The organism is Pseudomonas sp. 05N431 (genome assembly GCF_056397005.1).
This window is the reverse complement of the sequence record NZ_JBFTMN010000010.1, coordinates 48,449-66,340: the sequence shown is the minus strand read 5'-3', so window position 1 is coordinate 66,340 and position 17,892 is coordinate 48,449. Positions and strand designations below refer to the sequence as shown.

14 protein-coding genes are annotated in these 17,892 nt (G+C 58.8%); 1 reads left to right on the top strand and 13 read right to left on the bottom strand.

Annotated elements, in window-relative coordinates; genetic code table 11:
• Window positions 1–491: 491 nt before the first annotated feature.
• The 8 genes from AC1DIG_RS18805 to AC1DIG_RS18770 all read right to left on the bottom strand — a co-directional run bounded on the left by AC1DIG_RS18805 (window position 492) and on the right by AC1DIG_RS18770 (window position 7,585).
• Complete coding sequence (locus tag AC1DIG_RS18805) at window positions 492–1,277, bottom strand: HNH endonuclease (protein WP_477768509.1); 786 nt, start codon at window positions 1,275–1,277, stop codon at window positions 492–494.
• Between the two features lie 704 nt (window positions 1,278–1,981).
• Window positions 1,982–2,176: a ribbon-helix-helix domain-containing protein gene (locus AC1DIG_RS18800; protein ID WP_477768508.1), complete on the bottom strand. Its 195-nt coding sequence runs from the start codon at window positions 2,174–2,176 to the stop codon at window positions 1,982–1,984.
• Between the two features lie 204 nt (window positions 2,177–2,380).
• Complete coding sequence (locus tag AC1DIG_RS18795) at window positions 2,381–3,949, bottom strand: AAA family ATPase (RefSeq protein ID WP_477768507.1); 1,569 nt, start codon at window positions 3,947–3,949, stop codon at window positions 2,381–2,383.
• Between the two features lie 155 nt (window positions 3,950–4,104).
• Window positions 4,105–4,326, bottom strand: coding sequence for a hypothetical protein (locus AC1DIG_RS18790; RefSeq protein ID WP_477768506.1), 222 nt, complete (start codon window positions 4,324–4,326; stop codon window positions 4,105–4,107).
• The gene (locus tag AC1DIG_RS18785; protein WP_477768505.1) at window positions 4,326–4,532 is read right to left on the bottom strand and encodes a helix-turn-helix transcriptional regulator; all 207 of its coding nucleotides are present in this window, start codon (window positions 4,530–4,532) and stop codon (window positions 4,326–4,328) included. The genes AC1DIG_RS18790 and AC1DIG_RS18785 overlap by 1 nt, the downstream gene beginning before the upstream one ends.
• A gap of 103 nt (window positions 4,533–4,635) precedes the next feature.
• A complete protein-coding gene (locus AC1DIG_RS18780) occupies window positions 4,636–5,139 on the bottom strand; it encodes a hypothetical protein (protein ID WP_477768504.1) in 504 nt (167 codons plus the stop codon).
• Window positions 5,132–6,379 (bottom strand): tyrosine-type recombinase/integrase, encoded by a 1,248-nt coding sequence (locus tag AC1DIG_RS18775; RefSeq protein ID WP_477768503.1) that lies wholly within the window; start codon window positions 6,377–6,379, stop codon window positions 5,132–5,134. The genes AC1DIG_RS18780 and AC1DIG_RS18775 overlap by 8 nt, the downstream gene beginning before the upstream one ends.
• A 192-nt stretch (window positions 6,380–6,571) precedes the next feature.
• Window positions 6,572–7,585, bottom strand: coding sequence for a PDDEXK nuclease domain-containing protein (locus tag AC1DIG_RS18770; RefSeq protein ID WP_477768502.1), 1,014 nt, complete (start codon window positions 7,583–7,585; stop codon window positions 6,572–6,574).
• Between the two features lie 268 nt (window positions 7,586–7,853).
• Here AC1DIG_RS18770 and AC1DIG_RS18765 point away from each other — a divergent pair, with 268 nt between their 5' ends.
• The gene (locus AC1DIG_RS18765) at window positions 7,854–8,303 is read left to right on the top strand and encodes a DUF3828 domain-containing protein (RefSeq protein ID WP_477768501.1); all 450 of its coding nucleotides are present in this window, start codon (window positions 7,854–7,856) and stop codon (window positions 8,301–8,303) included.
• Between the two features lie 173 nt (window positions 8,304–8,476).
• Here AC1DIG_RS18765 and AC1DIG_RS18760 read toward each other — a convergent pair whose 3' ends face one another.
• From AC1DIG_RS18760 to AC1DIG_RS18740, 5 genes are read right to left on the bottom strand one after another with little or no spacing between them, the layout of a single operon-like run.
• Window positions 8,477–9,289: a YfaP family protein gene (locus tag AC1DIG_RS18760; RefSeq protein WP_477768500.1), complete on the bottom strand. Its 813-nt coding sequence runs from the start codon at window positions 9,287–9,289 to the stop codon at window positions 8,477–8,479.
• Between the two features lie 3 nt (window positions 9,290–9,292).
• Complete coding sequence (locus tag AC1DIG_RS18755) at window positions 9,293–10,924, bottom strand: DUF2300 domain-containing protein (RefSeq protein ID WP_477768499.1); 1,632 nt, start codon at window positions 10,922–10,924, stop codon at window positions 9,293–9,295.
• 1 nt (window position 10,925) lies between these two features.
• On the bottom strand, window positions 10,926–15,497 hold the full coding sequence (locus AC1DIG_RS18750; RefSeq protein ID WP_477768498.1) for an alpha-2-macroglobulin family protein: 4,572 nt from the start codon (window positions 15,495–15,497) through the stop codon (window positions 10,926–10,928).
• The gene (locus tag AC1DIG_RS18745) at window positions 15,494–16,144 is read right to left on the bottom strand and encodes a DUF1175 domain-containing protein (protein WP_477768497.1); all 651 of its coding nucleotides are present in this window, start codon (window positions 16,142–16,144) and stop codon (window positions 15,494–15,496) included. The genes AC1DIG_RS18750 and AC1DIG_RS18745 overlap by 4 nt, the downstream gene beginning before the upstream one ends.
• A complete protein-coding gene (locus AC1DIG_RS18740; protein ID WP_477768496.1) occupies window positions 16,129–17,853 on the bottom strand; it encodes a DUF2138 domain-containing protein in 1,725 nt (574 codons plus the stop codon). The genes AC1DIG_RS18745 and AC1DIG_RS18740 overlap by 16 nt, the downstream gene beginning before the upstream one ends.
• Window positions 17,854–17,892: the final 39 nt, after the last annotated feature.

Below are 17,892 nucleotides of genomic sequence, written 5' to 3'. Positions count from 1 at the left end.
TTTTATACATCAGAGCAGATCAGTCAGCCCGATTTTCATAGGCATCGCGAACCCGAGCGTGGCTTGAGACTACCGCTCGTAGGATCTCTAGGCCTCCACGAAGCAACTCCTCACTCCTTTGCGGCTCAAACCAGTGGCCGTTGAACTTCCCCCCATGAAAAAGATTGTTCCTCACTCGACGAACTAGAAGTAGAACCAGTTCTGCTTGGCTCCGATGGCTGGGAAGCGTATTTGACCAACTTAGAACACCGTCCAAAAACACTTGCTTCTTAGGCGGGTGTGTAAGGTAGTACTGAATCGCGTCGTTAATTTCTACATTCGGGGGATCATCGAAAACAGCAATCACCTCTGCTGCAAACGTCTCCCAGTCTGCCTGTGGTTTGTTCGGTGCCCCCAGCAAAAGACCAACGGCCTTGAGGCAATACTCGCAACGCGCAAACTCACGAAAAAAAGAAAAGGCAACAAGATCCAACTCGGATGCCGCTGACATATTACGCAACCCCATTCTTTGAGGGTGTCGAAAGCACCTTATAGATCTTCGTATTGTGGTAGGACAGAAAGCGGGCGCCGACGGTGTGCCCCTTCGCTAAGCGCAAGTCAGTGTGGTTAAGAGCTCGTACGCCATAATCAAGCTCGGCGTGGTGATTTGGGCATAGACAAACGATGTTCTCCCATACGTCTGGTCCATCATGGGGGGTTCCCAAAGGTTGAACATGATGGGCCTCGGCGTACCGGGTACCATCGGGGAGTACTATCGTGTGACCGCAGAGCTGGCACTGGTAGTTATGCAACTGCTTAACTTGTCGAGCCAACAAAGTGTCGCGAATGATCCGATAAATCGTTACTTCTGTGCGATCAGTTGAGCCATCAATATCAGTGGCCAGAGGTGGCTCTGGCACTGTCTCTTCGGGGAGGAATGGAGACCAATCGAAGCTCTTCGATTTTTCAATCTCCCCTCGCCACCACGAAAAGTCCTCTGGCTGTCTGCCAAACAATTGAAAGTAGCCTGGGCCTGGCATCAGTGACTCACGATCAATGACGAGGCCAGTGATTGCAGGTTTTCCGGTTTCATGAGTCCATTCAGCCAGAGAAACGAGCCCCTGTGCCTTGAGGCTATCTCCAAACCGTTCTCGCAGTTGAGGGAGGCCGAGAAGATCGTGCGCTTGCTTATAGCCGATAAAAGTTTGAGGGTTGGCAGGTTTTGCTGAAGGGAGCCTGGCGACTAGGAGCGCCAACAACAATTGGCCTTGGGCATCAAGCGTAGTAAAAGAAGGCATAAGCAGTCCTTGGCGTAGAGTCGGTAGGCAACAATATCAACATTGCAACGAATCTTATAAGGGCTTGCGCTTCGGTCGATGTGTTTGAGTTGCTCAAATCGCTATACGCAATGTGAAACGAGCAGCAATGGCTACAAAGCATCTTTTGCAAGCAATAAAAAATGGAAGCCAAAGGCGCTGGCCGGGGGTGTCGGGGGTTACGCTGAAGACAACGCCCCCTTCTGGCCTTTCTCCATTGACCACCTGCTCGGTGGGCACCAGCCAACTTGGGTGAATACGGCGGTAAGCCCCCCAATCGGTTGGAGGGTGCCCCACCAATTGGCGATGCTGTAGACAGGTCGCAAGGTGATGGTCTACGCGCGCGCGTATTGCTCCGAAAAGTATGACGCTCCCTCGCCCATTAGTGCTGCTCCTGAATCATCAGATTCTTTTTTGGCAACCGTTGAGAACACTTCAATAGCTTTGGTACCAAACCACTTCAAGCTCCAGTTCCCGCGGTTTGAGCAAGGAGTCTCACGAGATACTCCGTAGGAGCGTCTACGAGTACCACGCCCATTGATTGATCCAGTAACCGGGAGTTTTATCCATCAACTACTCACCTACGCGCGTACTGGTGCAAAAATCATCAAAGCTCATACAGCGAATGGCTTACGAAAAACTTCGATCCGTATCAAATGCGCTGAGGGGATTGTTGAGACACGGTTCTAAAACCGAACCATGTCACGCTCCAGCTTCTCTTCGATAGCCAAGCGTACGAACTCGGAACGGTTACCCTTCGCCGGATGCTTGCCACCGAAGGGCTTACCAATAAGCTCGTCAATGATTTTCACGGTGTCGCCCTCAACGGACACAATCAGGCGGGTTTTGGGCTGATTCTTGAACAGACGGTTTTTGCTCATCGCATACTCCTCGGTCTTAACTTTTCACATCCCCCCAAGGCCGCATAATCCGAAAATCAGGCGGCATCTTGGGTGGGCTTTACTTTGCGCCGTTGCGCCGATGGTGTTCCGCGCTGCGCCGTTGATGATTGGCGCACTGGCGCAAGCATCCCCATGCGCTGCGCCGATGCGCTGAGGGGGTTATAGGGGGTGGCGCGGCGCACTTTAATCACTCGAGATTGGCGCATTTTCGAGCGGAACTGCGGGCGTCTCTGGCAGTTCGACGAGCTCCAAGCGCTCGCGAAATTTACGCTGTGGCGTCTTGTATTTGATGCGCTGTACACGCCCGACGCGGATCAAGGCAGTAATGGCAAGTGCGGCGCGCTTACCTCCTGCTTTACCACGGAAGATCCGGTTGTACTCTGGCAGTGATTCCAGCGCCTTCATTGCCGAGTGCGCACCAGGGGTCAGAATGGCCGGCACGTTGATACCCGCGTCATTTGCTGCCGTAAAGACACGAATGATTTCGGCATGATCGAAGTTCTCGGTGGTCGGACCTTCGGTATGAGTACCGGCCTCAGGCACGGGAACACCATCCACGAACATGAAGGACAAAGGCTCAGCCCGCGCGCTAAGGTTGGCCTTCTCATGTACGAGAAGAATGCGCCCATCCTCCTCCATCAGAGCCAAACGCGAGCGAGCACTGTTGTGCCAGGCAGTCGAACCGCTGTAGTTGTTACCGCGCGCGCCATCCTTGGCAGCGCTCTTATCGATATGCGCCAGCAGAACCACAGCAGCATTGTGCTTGCGGGCAATGTCGGCCAAGCCACGCACAAAAGCTCGTACCATACGGCGGCTGTTTTCGTTCGCATCGAACGCATCAGAAGCGTTGTCGATCACGATCAACCCCGCACCATGAGCACCCGCTTCCAGCTCCCGGTATGCCTGGGTGAAAACGGGTTGCGCGCTAAAGCCATCGCCCTCTGTCATCAGAGCGGTGATGGTTTGCGTACCGTCCAACAGGCGAAGGGAGGCAAGCACGCGCTCTGCGGGCAACCCGTATGCCTCAATGATACTGCGCAAGCGCAGACGCACGATGCTGGCTTCATCCTCCAAGCTTACGAACAGCACGGGGGATTGCTCGACGTCCTGACCTGCGAAGGGAAGACCGCATGCAACATGCGCGCAGATAACCAATGCGAGGCTCGACTTACCGATACCGCCATGCCCCCCGAAGAGAGTCACATGACGGCGAGGCATCAACGGTTTCACGGCATAGCGCACAACATCCGGGCTGGCGCTCATAACGTCGTCCAACTTCACCTCCAGCAACGCAAGGCGCGGCGGTGTGGCAACGCTCCCCAGCTCTACAAGCTGACGATCCAACTCGTCGACAAGTTCGTGTGCCAGTGCCAGCCGTGCGGTGCTCTTTTCACTCAAGGGGCCGGCCTCAGCCTCTGCCTTTGCAATCTCGATAATCAAACGCTCAGAATCGCGATCGTCTTCCAGCTTGATGCGCCGGAACTCCCGACGCTGGCCTTGGCTCATGTTCTCAGGGAACAGGTTTCGCATTTCCAAGCCAACCGCGCCCAATACGTCACGGGGCTTGCAACCAGCAAAACAGTTAAGCAGTGCTCGGCCATCCTCGGCCTGCGACAGACTCAAGGATGGGGACTTGTCTTGATGAGCAGGGCATACGGCCATGAAGCCGTCGCCGTATTGCTTGACACCTTTCAAACGCGAGAGCAGCGCTCTGAGTGGTTCACCGTGGTTGTGGATGGCGGTTTTGTTCATGCCGCCTCCACGATAAGCCGATACAGAAGTGCTACAAACGTCAGCAGCACAGGCAGGCGGAGGGCGTACTCAAGGACCGACAAGACGCGGATGAGGGTGATAAACTGGCCACGCGACGGGCTGCTCTGCTGGTAAGGGGGGCGGTCCTTTTTCATTTAGAGCACCTCGCCAATATACACACCAGCAGTCTTCGGGCTACCGAAGCAGCCCGAAGCGACGGGTTCGGCAAACAGCAGATACCAGCCGCTCAGACTGCCAGGCTCATCACCAGGGACGTCGAAGCGATGGGGTTTGCCGTCTGGCACCGGTACACAATCAAGCGGGCCATAAACAGCTTGCAGAGCATCAAGAAACGACAGGGAGTGGCCGCTTTTCATTAGTGGCGCTCCCCCAATTGCTCGGCAATCCACGCTTCGACTTCCAGAGAATCCCAGCCAACCGCATGGGCGCCTGCGATACGGTGGGATTTCGGGAAACGACCTTCCTTCATCAAGTCGTAGATCGTTGTACGACCCAGGCCGGTTTTAGTCTTCAGCATTGGCATGCGCCAGATGCAGCGAGAAGGTTGTACTGAAGTGGTCATCGTCGTTATCTCTTGGGGCGCCGCGTAATGCGACGGACGATGCCAAAACTATGTGAGGGGGACAGAGGTGGTTAAACCACTAAATGGGAGTATTTAGTGGTTGCTAACCTTCGAAGCCATCCAGCAGGCCATGAAGTTCGGTGTCGATAAGTTTCTCAGTGTCGTCTCGATGCTTCTCCAGTGCGCGATGTACTTGGCGCTCCGAAACCCCATAGCGGTCAGCGACATCGTTGCAGGCTGCTTCCCAGCCAAGACCGTCTCTTATACGGAGTACAACAGCTGCTGATAGGCCGAAGTCCCGCTCAACTTTGCTGGCGTCCTCAGGGCGTCCACGTCCTCGACGCAGCAGCAGCGTTGCATCCTCCTTGTCGGCTGTTCGCTCCAAGGTTTGCTTGAAAACCTCCGTGATGTAACGCGTGAACACGCTCATGTCATATGGCTGACCAGCAGTCATTCGCTCGAGGAAGTACTCCATCAGGCATCGCTCTGCGTAATACTCGCCATCCAGTGCGCAGATGAGCCCCACTTCAAGATCATCGGATGTTGCATTCCCCCACTTGGGTTCTGGTTGCGCTTGATTCAGGTCGAGTTGGGTATGCTTAGTCATGGATTGTTTTCCGAAACAGAACGACGTTATGTGCTGGTTGTTTGGTCGCGTACTCTGCCCAGTCGGCCATAAGAGCGCGGCGCTTCTCGATGAAATCGGATCGGGAGTAGGCGGCCTCGGTCTGGTCGCGCTCGTCGTGGGCCAGCGCCAGCTCGCATACTTCGCGCGGATATTGAGTGCATTCATTCGCCCAGTCCCGGAAGCTCGACCGGAAGCCGTGACGGGTCACATCGTCATGCCCTAAGCCGTGTAACAGGTTGCGGATGGCGTTGGCATGCATAACGCCAGTCTTGCCTTGACCAGGAAATAGGAACGAGCTGTCAGCGACACGCGGCAGGGCTTCCAGCAGCTCGACAACCTTTGGAGCCAGGGGAATGTTGAAGGCCTGGCGCATTTTCATCCGCTCAGCAGGCAGCGACCAAATACCTGCCTTCAAGTCGAACTCCGACCATTTTGCAAAGCGAACCATGAGCGCGCGCGCACCAGTAAGGATCAGCAGGCGGGCCGCCACAGAGGAGCGAGATTGATCCATCGACAGCTTGACCATAAGCGTCGGCACATCCTTCCACTTCATCGCAGGGAAGTGCTGGCGCTGGCGGGCTTTTTTCTTTTCCACTTTGCTCAGCAGGCTGTCCAGATGCCCGCGCCAGCGTGCCGGGTTGTCGCCATCGCGCAGCTTGTGCGCCTTGGCGGCATCTAGAACCTGCTCGATTTGTCCACGCACCTCATCGGCGGTGCGGGTCTTGGTTGCCCAGATGGGGCGAAGTACTTTCAGAACCTGCTCGGTCTGAACTTCAGCAGCAGGCAGCTTACCAATGATGGGAAAGGCATACAGCTCCAGTTTTCGCAGCCAGCCTTTGCGCCACTTTTCCGACCAAGTAGACCCATGAGCGTTCCGGTATTCGGTCGCAAGCGACTCAAAAGTCACCCGACGCGATTGCGCTTGTCGCTCGGCTTCGCGCTTCACTTCTCGCTCGAGATCACGGGCGGCCAGAGGGTCACTGCCAGCAGCCAAGACCTTGCGCTGATCTGCGGCCAGTTCGCGGGCCTTCGCAAGTGTGATGGTTGGATAAGGACCCAGGCCCATTTCACGGCCTTTGCCCTCAATCTTGTAGCGAAAAATCCAACTGGACACCCCAGCTTTGCTCATCTGGAAATACAGACCATCACCGTCGTTGGTTTTGCCTGCGTCTCCAGATCGGGCAAGTGATTCGATTGCCTTGATCGTCAGCTTGCCCATAAAGCCTCCTCAGTCCGACCCACACTTTGACCCACACCCTAATCGCGGCTTCCAGCGATCAACGGCGGACACTTATGAACTGACAGTAGGCTTAAAGCCTTGTAAAATCTAGGCTTTGAGGAAATATGCGAAAAGCTGCGGACTAAAGAAATGCCGGCCACAAGCCGGCTTTTTAATGCCTGCAGGAAAGCTTCAGGACTCGCCACCATTAATGGCATAGAACTCATGCAGCTTGGCCTGTAACAACTTCTTGTCCGGCAATTGCGTCTGGTACTCCGCGATCAATGCCGGCGAGAGTGAACGGTTGAGGGCGTACTCGACCACCTCATCGTCCTTGCTGGCGCACAGCAATACACCAAGGGCTGGGTTTTCATGGGGTTTGCGGGCATTGCGATCCAGGGCCTCAAGGTAGAAGTCCAGTTTCCCCAGATACTCCGGCTCGAAGCGCCCGACCTTGAGTTCGATCGCCACCAGACAGTTCAGCCCACGATGGAAGAACAGCAGATCCAGGGCAAAATCACGGCCACCGACCTGCAATGGATACTGCGAGCCAACGAAGCAAAAATCCCTTCCCAACTCGATCAGAAAGTCCCTGAGCCTGCCTAATAACCCTCCATGTAAATCAGCCTCGACATGTCCTTGCGCAAGGTCGAGAAATTCGACCATGTACGTATCCTTGAACACACTCATGGCCTCAGGATGTATTTGCCTCACCAGTGGTGAGACTTTCGCCGGGCTGATGACGGAGCGCTCAAACACAGCGGTTTTGAATTGGCGCTCCAACTCCCGGCTAGACCACTTCTCCTGAATCGCCATACGCAGGTAAAACTCGCGCTCTTCAATGCGCTTGCTTTGATTGAGGATGATCAGGTTTTGGGTCCAGGGTAATTGTGTCAGCAGTGCTGACACTTTTGCGTCATCCCGGTAAGCCTCATAAAATTGACGCATACGGAATAGATTTCGTCGAGTAAACCCGCGCAATCCAGGCTGAGAAAGCGCGAGATGGGCCGCCAATTGAGCAACCACTCCGTCACCCCACTCCGCGGATTCGATCTTCCGGCTGATATAAGCCCCGACCTGCCAGTGCAGCTCAATCAATTCGGTATTGACCGCCTGCACCGCTCGTTGCCGGGCAGCAACAATCAGTTGTGTGATTTCGTTGAAGCTTGCATCAGGGGACGACAAGGTTGCACTGAAGTCATTCACGTAAGGGCATTCCTGTTCTATAAGCGACGCCCTTGACTACTCCCAACCTTGAGAGAATAAAAATCACAAAGTGTGTCGTCGCGAGACGGTCTCACGGATAACCAGAATCTTGCTGGTTCAATGGACGTGGACCATTCCCGCGCCACCCCATCAGCCGTCCATTGACTGCCCTTCCCCAAAGCGCTCAACCTATCTATCGATCGCCTGAACGGGCTCGGCGAATACCCCACGCCTCGCCCAAACCCATCGCATCTGTAAGGACACAACCATGAGAAAGTGGCTCTCCCTGCTGTTCGTCGCCGCGTTTTTTCATCACTCCGCCGCCTTCGCCGACTGCGCCAGCTCCCCCAAGTCCGTGGCCGAAGCTTTCTATAACGGGTACCTGCAAAGTTTCAGCGATGAAAAAGATCCGATGACCGATGATATTGCGCAGATGAAGCAGTACGTTTCGGACGAGCTGATCGGCAAGATCAAAAAGCAGATGGCCAGCCCGGATGGGCTGGAAGAGGACTATTTCATCAAGGCTCAAGACTACATGGAAGAATGGCTCACCCACATCAAGGTCAGTGAGCCGCTCGTGCAGGGAGCCTCAGCCAGGGAGCAGGTGACATTGGGCAATACGCCCGATACGACCCAGGTCGTTGATGTGATGCTGGTCAAGAACAATGGCTGCTGGAAGATTAATGACGTGCTGTCCACAGCGGATCAGAGTGACTGAGTGATGGCCGACCGTTTCTTCTGAATCGCCAGGCGCACTGACGAACTACTGGACGGTGAGCCGAATAGCCACACAATCGGCTCATTGGATGAGCCGAATAACCCTATTATTCGGCTCACAGCCATGGACCACCCACGCTGGATCTGGCAACAGCCCGTTGGACAATGTCCTTCTCACGGATAACTAAACGCCCGAACCAGCGTCAACTCCCCCACCGCCCGCATCGGCACGACGAACGTCTGCATCTTCTCGTCGGGCGTTCCCTCTTCCGTAATCACCGTCACCTGCGCCGTCGTCAGCGGCTGAACAGCATTCTCCTGGCTCTCCTCATCACTGCGAAGTCCGCCTCCAAAGTAATTCAGATACACCAGGTATTGCCCCTTGATCGGCGCCGGCATGGAAAAAATCTCCGGGCCGTATCCGGTGGTGACGTCGACATCCAGCGCCGCGCCGTTGGGCGCCACGCGGTCGCCGTACCAGATGTGTGCGCCATCAGGGGTGATGAGGTGCAAATCCAGATCGGTGTTATCGCTGTCCCAGGACAGCAGGACCCGCAGCTTGGCCGGGGTCGCACCGCCGCTGAGGTGGAGGAATTGAGTGCGGTGGCGTTGCTGACCGTCCGGGCTGCGGACTTCGACGCTATTGCTGCCATTGGGGAATGAAAACGGGCGGTCGAAATGTCCGGCGGGGTCGAGTTTCAGCGGCATGCTGACGCCGTTGACGATGAGTTTTCCGGGCTCGTTGCGCTTGGGATTGGCTTTGATTTGACCGGTAATGCGAGCGGTGTTGGCCTGGCCCACCGGGGTGTTGACCGAGGAAGCCGGGTAGTTGACGGTCTGACGGAAGTTTTCGCCTTCACCTTCGGAGGCACCGATGCGCCAGCCGCCGACAGGGGTGTCGAGTTTGACGGCATCGGCTGCCATCGCCATAGGCAATGCAGTCAAGGCGCAGAGGAACAGAATGACCTGTGGATAACGATGTTTCATGGCCTATTCCAGTAAAAGGTGGCGGGCGAGCCCTTCGATGTAGGTTTCGTCCTGGCCGTTGGGGTGTGCATCGAAGGCCAGGTGCAGGTATTCGTGAGTCAGGTCCAGGCGATCCTGTAGCGACAGCACGCCGCGCACGTAAATGCGCTGGCGTTCGCGGTCGACATAAGGGTGACCGAAAGCGAGGCGGCAGACCGCGAAGGTGCTGAGTTCGTTGTAGCCGACTTCGCTTTCAAGGCGTTGGCGCCAGCCGCGGCGCTGCTTCTGCAGCCAGTCCTGTGCGGCGGGCAGGGCCTCGCAGGAGGCGACGGGATTGTCCCAACGGCTGAGGCTCGCGCGCGGGTAGGCGTGAAGCAGGATCGCGTCGTAGCGCTGGCCAGCACTGGCTTGTTCGACGGCTTGCTGCCAGGAGAGTTTGTCTGTGCCGGGCTGATCGGAGTGGTAAGTGACGGTGCTGCCGGCAAGCACCAGGTCGCTGGTCCAGGCGGCAATGTTGCGCGAGTCCGCCGCGGCCGGGCGTGGGGCGACGCGCTGACGGCTGCTGCTGTCGTCGATGCTCAGGCAGTCACCGTTGCGCGTGGCGTTTTGCAGCAGGTAGGTGCGGATCGCGACAGCCAGGGCTTTGGCGGCTTCGGCGGGCTCGGGCCGGGCTTCGCGCTGGAGGACGCGAGCGACGTATTCTTCGCGGTCCAGACGGGCGACCAGCTTTTGTGAAGGGCCGTCTTTCAACAGAAACAGCTCGCCATCGCTGTGGATGTCGAGTTGGTTACCGTTGACGAACTCGACGCGGTAGTCGCCTTGCAAGGGGCCAGGAGGCGCGACGCGATCACCTGAGATCACGCGTTGCAGTGGGTAGCGGGAGAACAGGCTGACTTCGACGCATCGCCCCGCTTGCGCAGGCCAAGTGGACGGCAACACGCTGGACAGCGCCTCTGCGTAGTTGCGCAGGACCTTCTGGCTGGTGCCCCGCCCACCGGCCCAGATCGGCGTTCCGTCCGCCAGCCATCCGGCGAACCCGCCCTGACGCGACGATGGGTCCTGATCCCCCAGCCAACTCCAGGTTTTCACTCGCAGGCGGCCACCGAGTTCACCCACGGCATTGCCGTCAGCGGCGTTCAACACCACATCAAGCAACACTCGACGGGCCTGATCCTGCGCCGGCATCAGCGTCAGCGCTTTTAACAGCTCAGCCACCGAAACCCGGGTTTGCGGCTGCAACGACGGCAAATCCAGCAACCACTCCGGAGCCTGACGGGCCTGCCAATATTCCCGCCAACCGGCGTCAGTAATACCCAACCGCTGCGGCTCGAAATACAGTCCGCAGGATTTCGCCAACGCCTGATCCCGCCCAATGCTCCCGCCAGCGGTGCAGCAATACACTTCTTCTTTCGACTGCCCGCGACATTCATAAACCGGCTCACGAGCGCCGGTATCGACCAGCCACCCGTAAACGAACAGCTTCCACACACTCCCCAGCGGTGTCTGCAATGTCTGCGGCAACGGCTCGCGCGCCATCACCTGAGTCCGGCTCAACTGCAGCAACTCACCCTTCAAGGCCAGGCGCAGCGGCTCGTCCTGCGCCGAGGCCAGCGCAGGGATCAGGCACAGCAGCCACCAGAGCAGAGGCCGGATCATGTCATTTAACCGTGATCTGGCCGAGGGCCGGCTTCTGTTCCAGGGCCTGGTGCTGTGGCGCATAGACCTGGGTGAAGCGTACCGGCGGCAGGTTGAACTGACCTTTTTGCGAGAAACGCACCAGATGACGCAGGCGCAACTCACCGCTCAGGGCATCCACCGGAATCGCGTAGGCCAATTGTCCCGGTTCGTAACGGGCTTTTTCCAACGCACTCGGCTCGCTGCCGGCCTTGCCCACGAGCTTGATGCCCCAAGTCGTACGCTCTACGTCCGCACCTGGTGGCAGCGGCACTTCGAGCATGCCGTAGCGCAGTGGCTTCGCGGCGTTGCTGGCGATGATCACTTCGTCCAGGTACAGGCTGTCACTGGACAATGGCTGGGTGCCGACCGCTTCCAGCTTGAAGTTGAAGGCTTCGTTACCCGGCACCAGCCGCGACAAGCGACGAGTGATGGTCACGGCCATCGGATCGAATGCCGGTTGCTTGCTCTGGAAGCTCAACGCGGCCCGCAGCGGACGCTCCTGGGCGCCGGTCAGGGACAACACGCCAGGCACTTGCGCACCTTGCCACTGCCAGTAGATTTCGCCGGTAGCGCCCTGCCCTTGCTTCCAGCCTTCACCCGGTGTCAACGCAACAGCGGGTGAAGCCTGTTCGATGCTGCGTTGCAACCAGGTCAGCGCCAAAGCACGCTCCAGGGTCGATTGCTGCGGCAACAGACGTTGCAACAACGCTGTCGCGTGTGCCTGATCGAAGGGTTGCAGCGACAGGTTCAAGGCTTCGACAAACGGCTGGGAGCTGACGGCCAAACGTTGCCGGGCATCCGCCAGTTGCCGATTGAAAGCGTCCGGCAGATTGACCTTCGCCTGTACGGCCATCGATGCGGTCAGCACGCGAGCACTGGCCAGACCCAGCGCCGAGTCCGGATCGCTCATGACGATGCTGTCTTGCCCCTCGTCCATCAGGTTTGCAGCATTGCCCTCGCCCGCTTTCGCCAGATCGTCCATCAAACCGCTGAGCAACGTGTTCACCGGCAATTGCATCTGCCGGGCGAACGACACAATCAGCGCTCGCTGCAACAGCGGCGTGTCCTTCGCCTGTTTTGCGTAGATCTCCAGCACCTGCTGCCAGTGCTCCGGCGGCAGACTCAGATCCAGCGCCTTGCTGGCGTACCAGTCGGCGTAATAGGCGTAAGCGGTGAGGAACGCGTCCGGCTCGCCATCCTGGCCCCACCAGGTGAAGCACGCCGAAGGCCCGGCCATTTGCACCAGTCGCAGACGGCTGTTCTGCATGATCAGCCGCAAGCGGTCGCGAATCCGCGGGTTCGACGACAAGGTCGGGTAAGCGATGCTCAGCGGTAGCAAACGACTGGCGGTCTGCTCGACGCCCCCGTACGGGTAGCTCAACAGGTCGTCGAGGGCCGAACGGAACAGCGCTTGCGGGCTGTCATCCAGCCGCAAGCGGATATCGCTGGCATCCGCCGGCAGGGTCAGTGGTGTATCGCCGCTGAGCACATCCAGACTTTGGCTTTGAGCCACTTGCCAACCTTCGCCGGTCGCGGTCAAACGCACGGCCAGGGCGTCTGCGGTTTTGCCATTCTGCAGCAACTCGGCGGTCCACTCGCCACTGGCCAATGCAAAGGCGGGTAGCGCGATGTAGTTGATGCCGTTGTTCAGGGTCACCGGCACACGCTGATCAACGCCGCCGTAATGGCTCACCAGCTCGGCCTTGACCGGTTTCTCGGACTGGCTGAAAGCGAACACCCCGAGATCCGGTTTGTCGCCGCTGCGGAATTTGCTCGGCCCGCTCCATTTCAGGTACAGCGGTTTGTCCGAACGCACGAATTGCTTCTTCTGACCGACCTGACCGTCATCGGCAATGGCCCGGGCGGTGATGCGCCAGCGAGTCAGGGAGTCGGGCATCTTGAAGGTGAAACGGGTCTTGCCGCTGGCGTCGGTCATCAGTTCCGGCTGCCACGCCGCTGTATCAACGTCTTCGCGGCGTGGTCGCTCCAGCACTTTCACCCCGCGCTCGCTACGGTTGGCCTTGCCTGGCGCGCCAGGGCTGCCCGGCAAGGCCACGTCGTAGCTGATGAACGACAGGCTGGCGCTGGTACGCACGTTGTTGCGCCGTGGGTGATAGAAGAACTGGTCGATGGTCGGCGCGACTTCCGGTTGCAACGCGTAAACCATTTCATCCACCACGCTGACCGTCAGGTGCGCCGGAACAGGCTTGCCGGCGAAGCGGGTGGTCAGGTCCACCGACACGGTGTCGCCCGGCTGGTAGCTGTCCTTGTCGGTGGCGATGGTCACGTCGATCTGCGGCGCGACGACTTTGATGCCGATGTTCTGGAAGCTGTACTGACCGCCCTTGGTGTAGAGCACGGAGAAGGTCAGGTTCGGGGCGAACGTGTCCTTCACCGCAATCCGCGCGCGGTACTGCGTCGGGCTGAGTTTTTCCATGTTCAGCCAGTCGCCGCCCTTGGACAGCAGCGCCGTGGCCTCGACTTTGTCGCGCTCCAGAGACAGCAGGGCATCACTGACCGGCTCAGGGAACGTAATCAATGCCAGCGCTTCATCGCCAGCCTTGTACTCGGGTTTGTCGAGAACGATTTCCACAGTGCCTGGCACGGCCTTGACCCCTTCGCCGGTGACCGAGTGGCCGGTGCCACCCAGCGCACGACCGTGGTCATCCTTCAACGTCAGGTTGTAGGTACCAGGGCGATCGAACGCCAGCTCAAAGCCTTTATCCGCGGCCGCGAGCTTGCCCTCGCCCTGGGTCTGGTCTTCCAGGCGCACCCAGCTGTAGGTGCTCGGGCTCAGCGCTTTGCTCTGCTCGCTGCCTCCCTCGTTGGCGTAGCTGAATGCAACTTTTTCGCCTACCGCACTGAAGCGCTGTGGCGCGCTCAAGCGGAAACTTGCGGCACCGCGGTCGATGAGGATTTCCTTGGTGGTCTTGACCCGATAGGCCGCGCCGTCGCTGGCGAACACCGTGAGCATGTAGCGACTCGGCTTCTCGGCGGCCGGCAGGTCGAGTGTGGCGTTGCCCTTGGAATCGGTGGTCAGTTCGGTGCTGGTCAGCTCCACCGGGAATTGCCCGAGGTATTGCAGCTCGTTGTCGACCATCGACAGTTGCTGGGCACGCAGACTCAGGCTCAACTTGGCGTTGGCCACGGGTTTGCCGTCCGGGTACAGCAGCACGAGGCTACCCTTGACCGGCTCGCCGGTGCGGTAATCCTGTTTGGCCAGGTTCAGGGAAATTTCGAAGTGCGGCTTGATGTATTCCGCAACGCGAAAGGCACTGCTGTAGGCCTGATCCTTGTAGCTGAAGCGCAACTCATAACCACCGGCCACGGCGTTATCCGGCAATTGGAAGCGGCCCTGGGTACCGGCCTTGGAATCCAGCTTCAACGCCAACGATTGCAGCGCGGTGCCGGTGGCATCGAGCACACTGACGTTGACGTCGGCTGCAGCCGGCAGCACCGAATCCCGGGCGTTCTTGAACTCGCGGCCAACGATTTTCAGCGATACCCAATCCCCCGGCCGATAGAGCGGACGGTCGGTGAACGCATAGAGTTTGGTGTCGTAGATCTCACTGTCGTAATAGAAGTTCTCGGAGACAAACACCCCGCCCTCTTCGTCCTCGCCGATCACGAAGGAACGCTCCGGGCTGACGTGTTTCAGGCGCAGCAAACCATCGGCATCCGTGGCGCCACTGCTCATGACACCCAGGCCATCGGTCCACAGCACATTGACCTTGGGCACCGAACTGCCTTCATGTTTGCGTGCGGCCCAGACCAGCAGTTCATCGCCAGCGATCTTGCTCACGGCCACGGTGTTGGAGACGAACACCATGGTGGTCGCACGGTACTTGCCGATCAGCGCCTCCACCAGATACAGCCCAGGCTTCAGATGACCCAACGGGATGTAGACGTTACCCGGCGCGACACTGATGAACTCGCTGGAAGAACCCGCCAGGTTCACACCCGCAGGCGGCTGGATCGGCTTGGCCTCCCACAGCGGATAACGAAATTGGCTGACCACCGGCAGGCCCGGAATCAACGCGAATTGCGGCTGCGCGTCGTAAGGCGTTCGCGCGACGATGGCGCTGCCCATCTTCAGCTCCGGCACTTCCTCGGTGACCTGTTTGCGAGACTCGTAAGAAAACGCTCGCTGCATCACCCGACGGGATTTGCGGTACCAGCTGTCCCACAGGTAGGCGAGGGTGTTCGACAGGCCTTCGCCCTTGAACTGGCCGTCGCTGACCACGCGGTGCAGGTTCTTCTGACGCTTGAGGAAATCCAGCGGCTTGTCGATCCGATAGACCCGGATGTCGGCGCCGCCGTAGGGCTCCATGCGGTACCGGCGATAGTCACGGCCCGGCGCTTCGAGGCGAACCATCGCCTGTTCATCACTGGCAAAACTGCTGTCGGCCAACAGGAAAAAACTTTCACCGGCCACCGCCGTGTAGCCGCTGGGCTCGACGGAATCATCGGCATTGACCGTGGCCAAAGGGGCCAACAAGGCCAACAACAGGGGCAGTCTTGAAAAAATGCGCAACATGCGGGCACCAATCATTGGGAGAGAAAGTTCAATCGATAGACGCCGATGAAGTTGGGGTTGGCTGCGTCGGGAATCCATCGGGTGTCCTTCCATGTCATGAGTTGCTGCAGGCTTGCGGAGCGCATGCCGTTGTCGGTAGGGGTAGTGGTGCCGGTGTGATAGGCGATGTAGCGGCCCATCCAGATCATCAGGTGCTGGTCGTCGCCCTGATCGAAAAACATCAGATCGCCAGGCCGGGCCTGGGCCAAATCACGGCCCACCAGATGGCTGTTGAACTGGATCAGCTTGATGGCGTTGACGTAAGGCCCGACCTTGCCGCCGCCTTGCTGCCATTGCTGGGCGAGGCCGCGCTGGGCGTCACTCAATTGCAGTTCCGGCGGCAGGTAGCGATTAGACAGGCCATTGCTACGCAGCCATTTATCATCGTGGACTTTCAGCGCTTCGTTGGCGGCGAAGCGCACCAACCCGGCGCAGTCCTGCTGATACCAGCGCGGGCTCGGACCCTGGGTCAGTTGTTCCTGGGCGATGCGCACGAACCAGGCGCGAAATACCTGGGATTGCTGCGGGTCAAGCGGCGCGGCTTCGCTGGCAAACGCCCGCGTGCAGAGCAGCAGCGCCAGCAGGCCAAGGCCTCGGATGAGTGCCGTCACAGGGCTTTCCATTCCAGCGGCAGCCATTGCCAGTGGCCATCGGGCTCGCTGCCTTTGGGCAACGTCAGGGCGTATTTGCCGTAGCCGCCGAGCGTGCGCAGTTTCGGAATCAGGTAGGTTTGCGCGGCGTTGTAGAAAACCGGCTCCATGTCTTGCGGCAGGCTATCGAGGGTTTCCCGCTGCATCAGCTGTGCCATGGAATCCGGGCCGAAGTAGATCGGCGTCAGCTGATCTTTCGGCAACACGTCGGCCAGTGGCGGGAAACGTTTGTCGAGGGTGCCCAGGGCCTTGTCCACCAGTGTGTCATCGAGGGAGAACAACAGCGTCGAGCCGTGGCGCGCCAGGCTCACCCGCAGGAACGCCTTGCCGGTGATTGCGTCAGGCTGCTCGGCAGCCTTGGCCGGGTACTGGCCAAAGTTGGAGCTGACCTGACGCTGCCACCGATGGGTTTCGCCTTCCTGTTTCTCGACCACCGCAAAGGCGTGTTCGGCGACGTTGCTTTCATAGGCGCCCACCATCGAGCCAAACAGCTTGCCCAGATCGCCGTCGAGCTTGGCGCTGTCCTTGTCATTCAGGCTGGCGACCAGCAACGGCGTGTACAGCCGTGAATCAGCATACCAGCAGAGACCGGCGGCACCGGCCACATGGTCGGTCAGGGCCTGGGCCACCGCTTCGTCGGCGCCGAGTTTCACCAGCAGCGGTTTTTGTTGTTCGGCGGCCAGCGGCAGGGCCACGCAGGCGCTGGCGCCTATGGGCATGGCTTGCCAGATCGGTTTGAAATCGAAGTCCGGCTGGTTTTCCAGTTCATCCATGGCCAGGAAACTGTGCCAGCCCTTGTCGTCCATGTCGAAACGCAGCCCGGCGAAGTTCGGAATGAAGCGCTGGTAACCCATGGCCAATACGCTGGCGTTGACCGAGAGGCGTTGCTTGACCTCCGGGGCTTTAGGTTGCAGGCCGAAGGCTTCGGGGAAGAGCTTTTCACCACCCAGCAGTGCTTCCAGTGCCTGGGTCGAGACCATGCCGTGCTCGTCGGTCGGGCCATGTCCCACGTCATACAGTTTGCGCGGGTTGGACAGCACCACCAGTTTGTCGCCGTGAGAAGCAAACACCAGGGCTTTGCTGGCGTTGTAGGTGAGTTGATAAACCGGCACCACATCGCCCGCGACGTTCATCTCGCCGACCTGGCTCAACTGCGAATCATCCAGCGCTACTTTAGCCAACGGCTCCAGCACCTTGGCCAGGCCACCGCGATCCATCACCAACAGAAAGTCCTTCAGGCGACCATCCGCCCCACGCCACAGCGCCACGTCCGCCGGCTGATCGAATAGTTGTTCGATCAGGCTGTCCTGCAACTTGAGGTCATGCTCGTAAATGATCCGGCGCAGGCTGCCGATCAACCCGAGGCGATCCGCATGGGCTTCGTAATAGAAGACGAAATCTTCGGTCAGGGTTTCCTTGAGAAATGGCACCGTCAGCAAGTCCTTGGGCAACTGGCTCAAGGAACGGGTTTCCAGCAGACCGTCCGGCCGGCTCATGCCCAGTTTGTCACTGGCCAACTGCGCAGGCGGCGCCTTGGGCTTGTGCATGAACCACCCCAACCCGACCGCCACGCCGACCACCAGGCACAGCCCGATCAGCAGCGCCGGCCAACGACGGGAGTTTTTAGCCGCGGGTGCGTCGGCGGCCGGGGAATCGGCCGGTGAAATAGTGTTATCGCTCATGTTCACGCTCATGTTCCCAAAGCTCGGCAATTCATCCGT

Coding starts and splice junctions, on each gene's coding strand:
- AC1DIG_RS18805 (WP_477768509.1), bottom strand. CDS start 1,277: ATGCCTTCTTTTACTACGCTTGATGCCCAAGGCCAATTGTTGTTGGCG.
- AC1DIG_RS18800 (WP_477768508.1), bottom strand. CDS start 2,176: ATGAGCAAAAACCGTCTGTTCAAGAATCAGCCCAAAACCCGCCTGATT.
- AC1DIG_RS18795 (WP_477768507.1), bottom strand. CDS start 3,949: ATGAACAAAACCGCCATCCACAACCACGGTGAACCACTCAGAGCGCTG.
- AC1DIG_RS18790 (WP_477768506.1), bottom strand. CDS start 4,326: ATGAAAAGCGGCCACTCCCTGTCGTTTCTTGATGCTCTGCAAGCTGTT.
- AC1DIG_RS18785 (WP_477768505.1), bottom strand. CDS start 4,532: ATGACCACTTCAGTACAACCTTCTCGCTGCATCTGGCGCATGCCAATG.
- AC1DIG_RS18780 (WP_477768504.1), bottom strand. CDS start 5,139: ATGACTAAGCATACCCAACTCGACCTGAATCAAGCGCAACCAGAACCC.
- AC1DIG_RS18775 (WP_477768503.1), bottom strand. CDS start 6,379: ATGGGCAAGCTGACGATCAAGGCAATCGAATCACTTGCCCGATCTGGA.
- AC1DIG_RS18765 (WP_477768501.1), top strand. CDS start 7,854: ATGAGAAAGTGGCTCTCCCTGCTGTTCGTCGCCGCGTTTTTTCATCAC.
- AC1DIG_RS18760 (WP_477768500.1), bottom strand. CDS start 9,289: ATGAAACATCGTTATCCACAGGTCATTCTGTTCCTCTGCGCCTTGACT.
- AC1DIG_RS18755 (WP_477768499.1), bottom strand. CDS start 10,924: ATGATCCGGCCTCTGCTCTGGTGGCTGCTGTGCCTGATCCCTGCGCTG.
- AC1DIG_RS18750 (WP_477768498.1), bottom strand. CDS start 15,497: ATGATTGGTGCCCGCATGTTGCGCATTTTTTCAAGACTGCCCCTGTTG.
- AC1DIG_RS18745 (WP_477768497.1), bottom strand. CDS start 16,144: ATGGAAAGCCCTGTGACGGCACTCATCCGAGGCCTTGGCCTGCTGGCG.
- AC1DIG_RS18740 (WP_477768496.1), bottom strand. CDS start 17,853: ATGAGCGATAACACTATTTCACCGGCCGATTCCCCGGCCGCCGACGCA.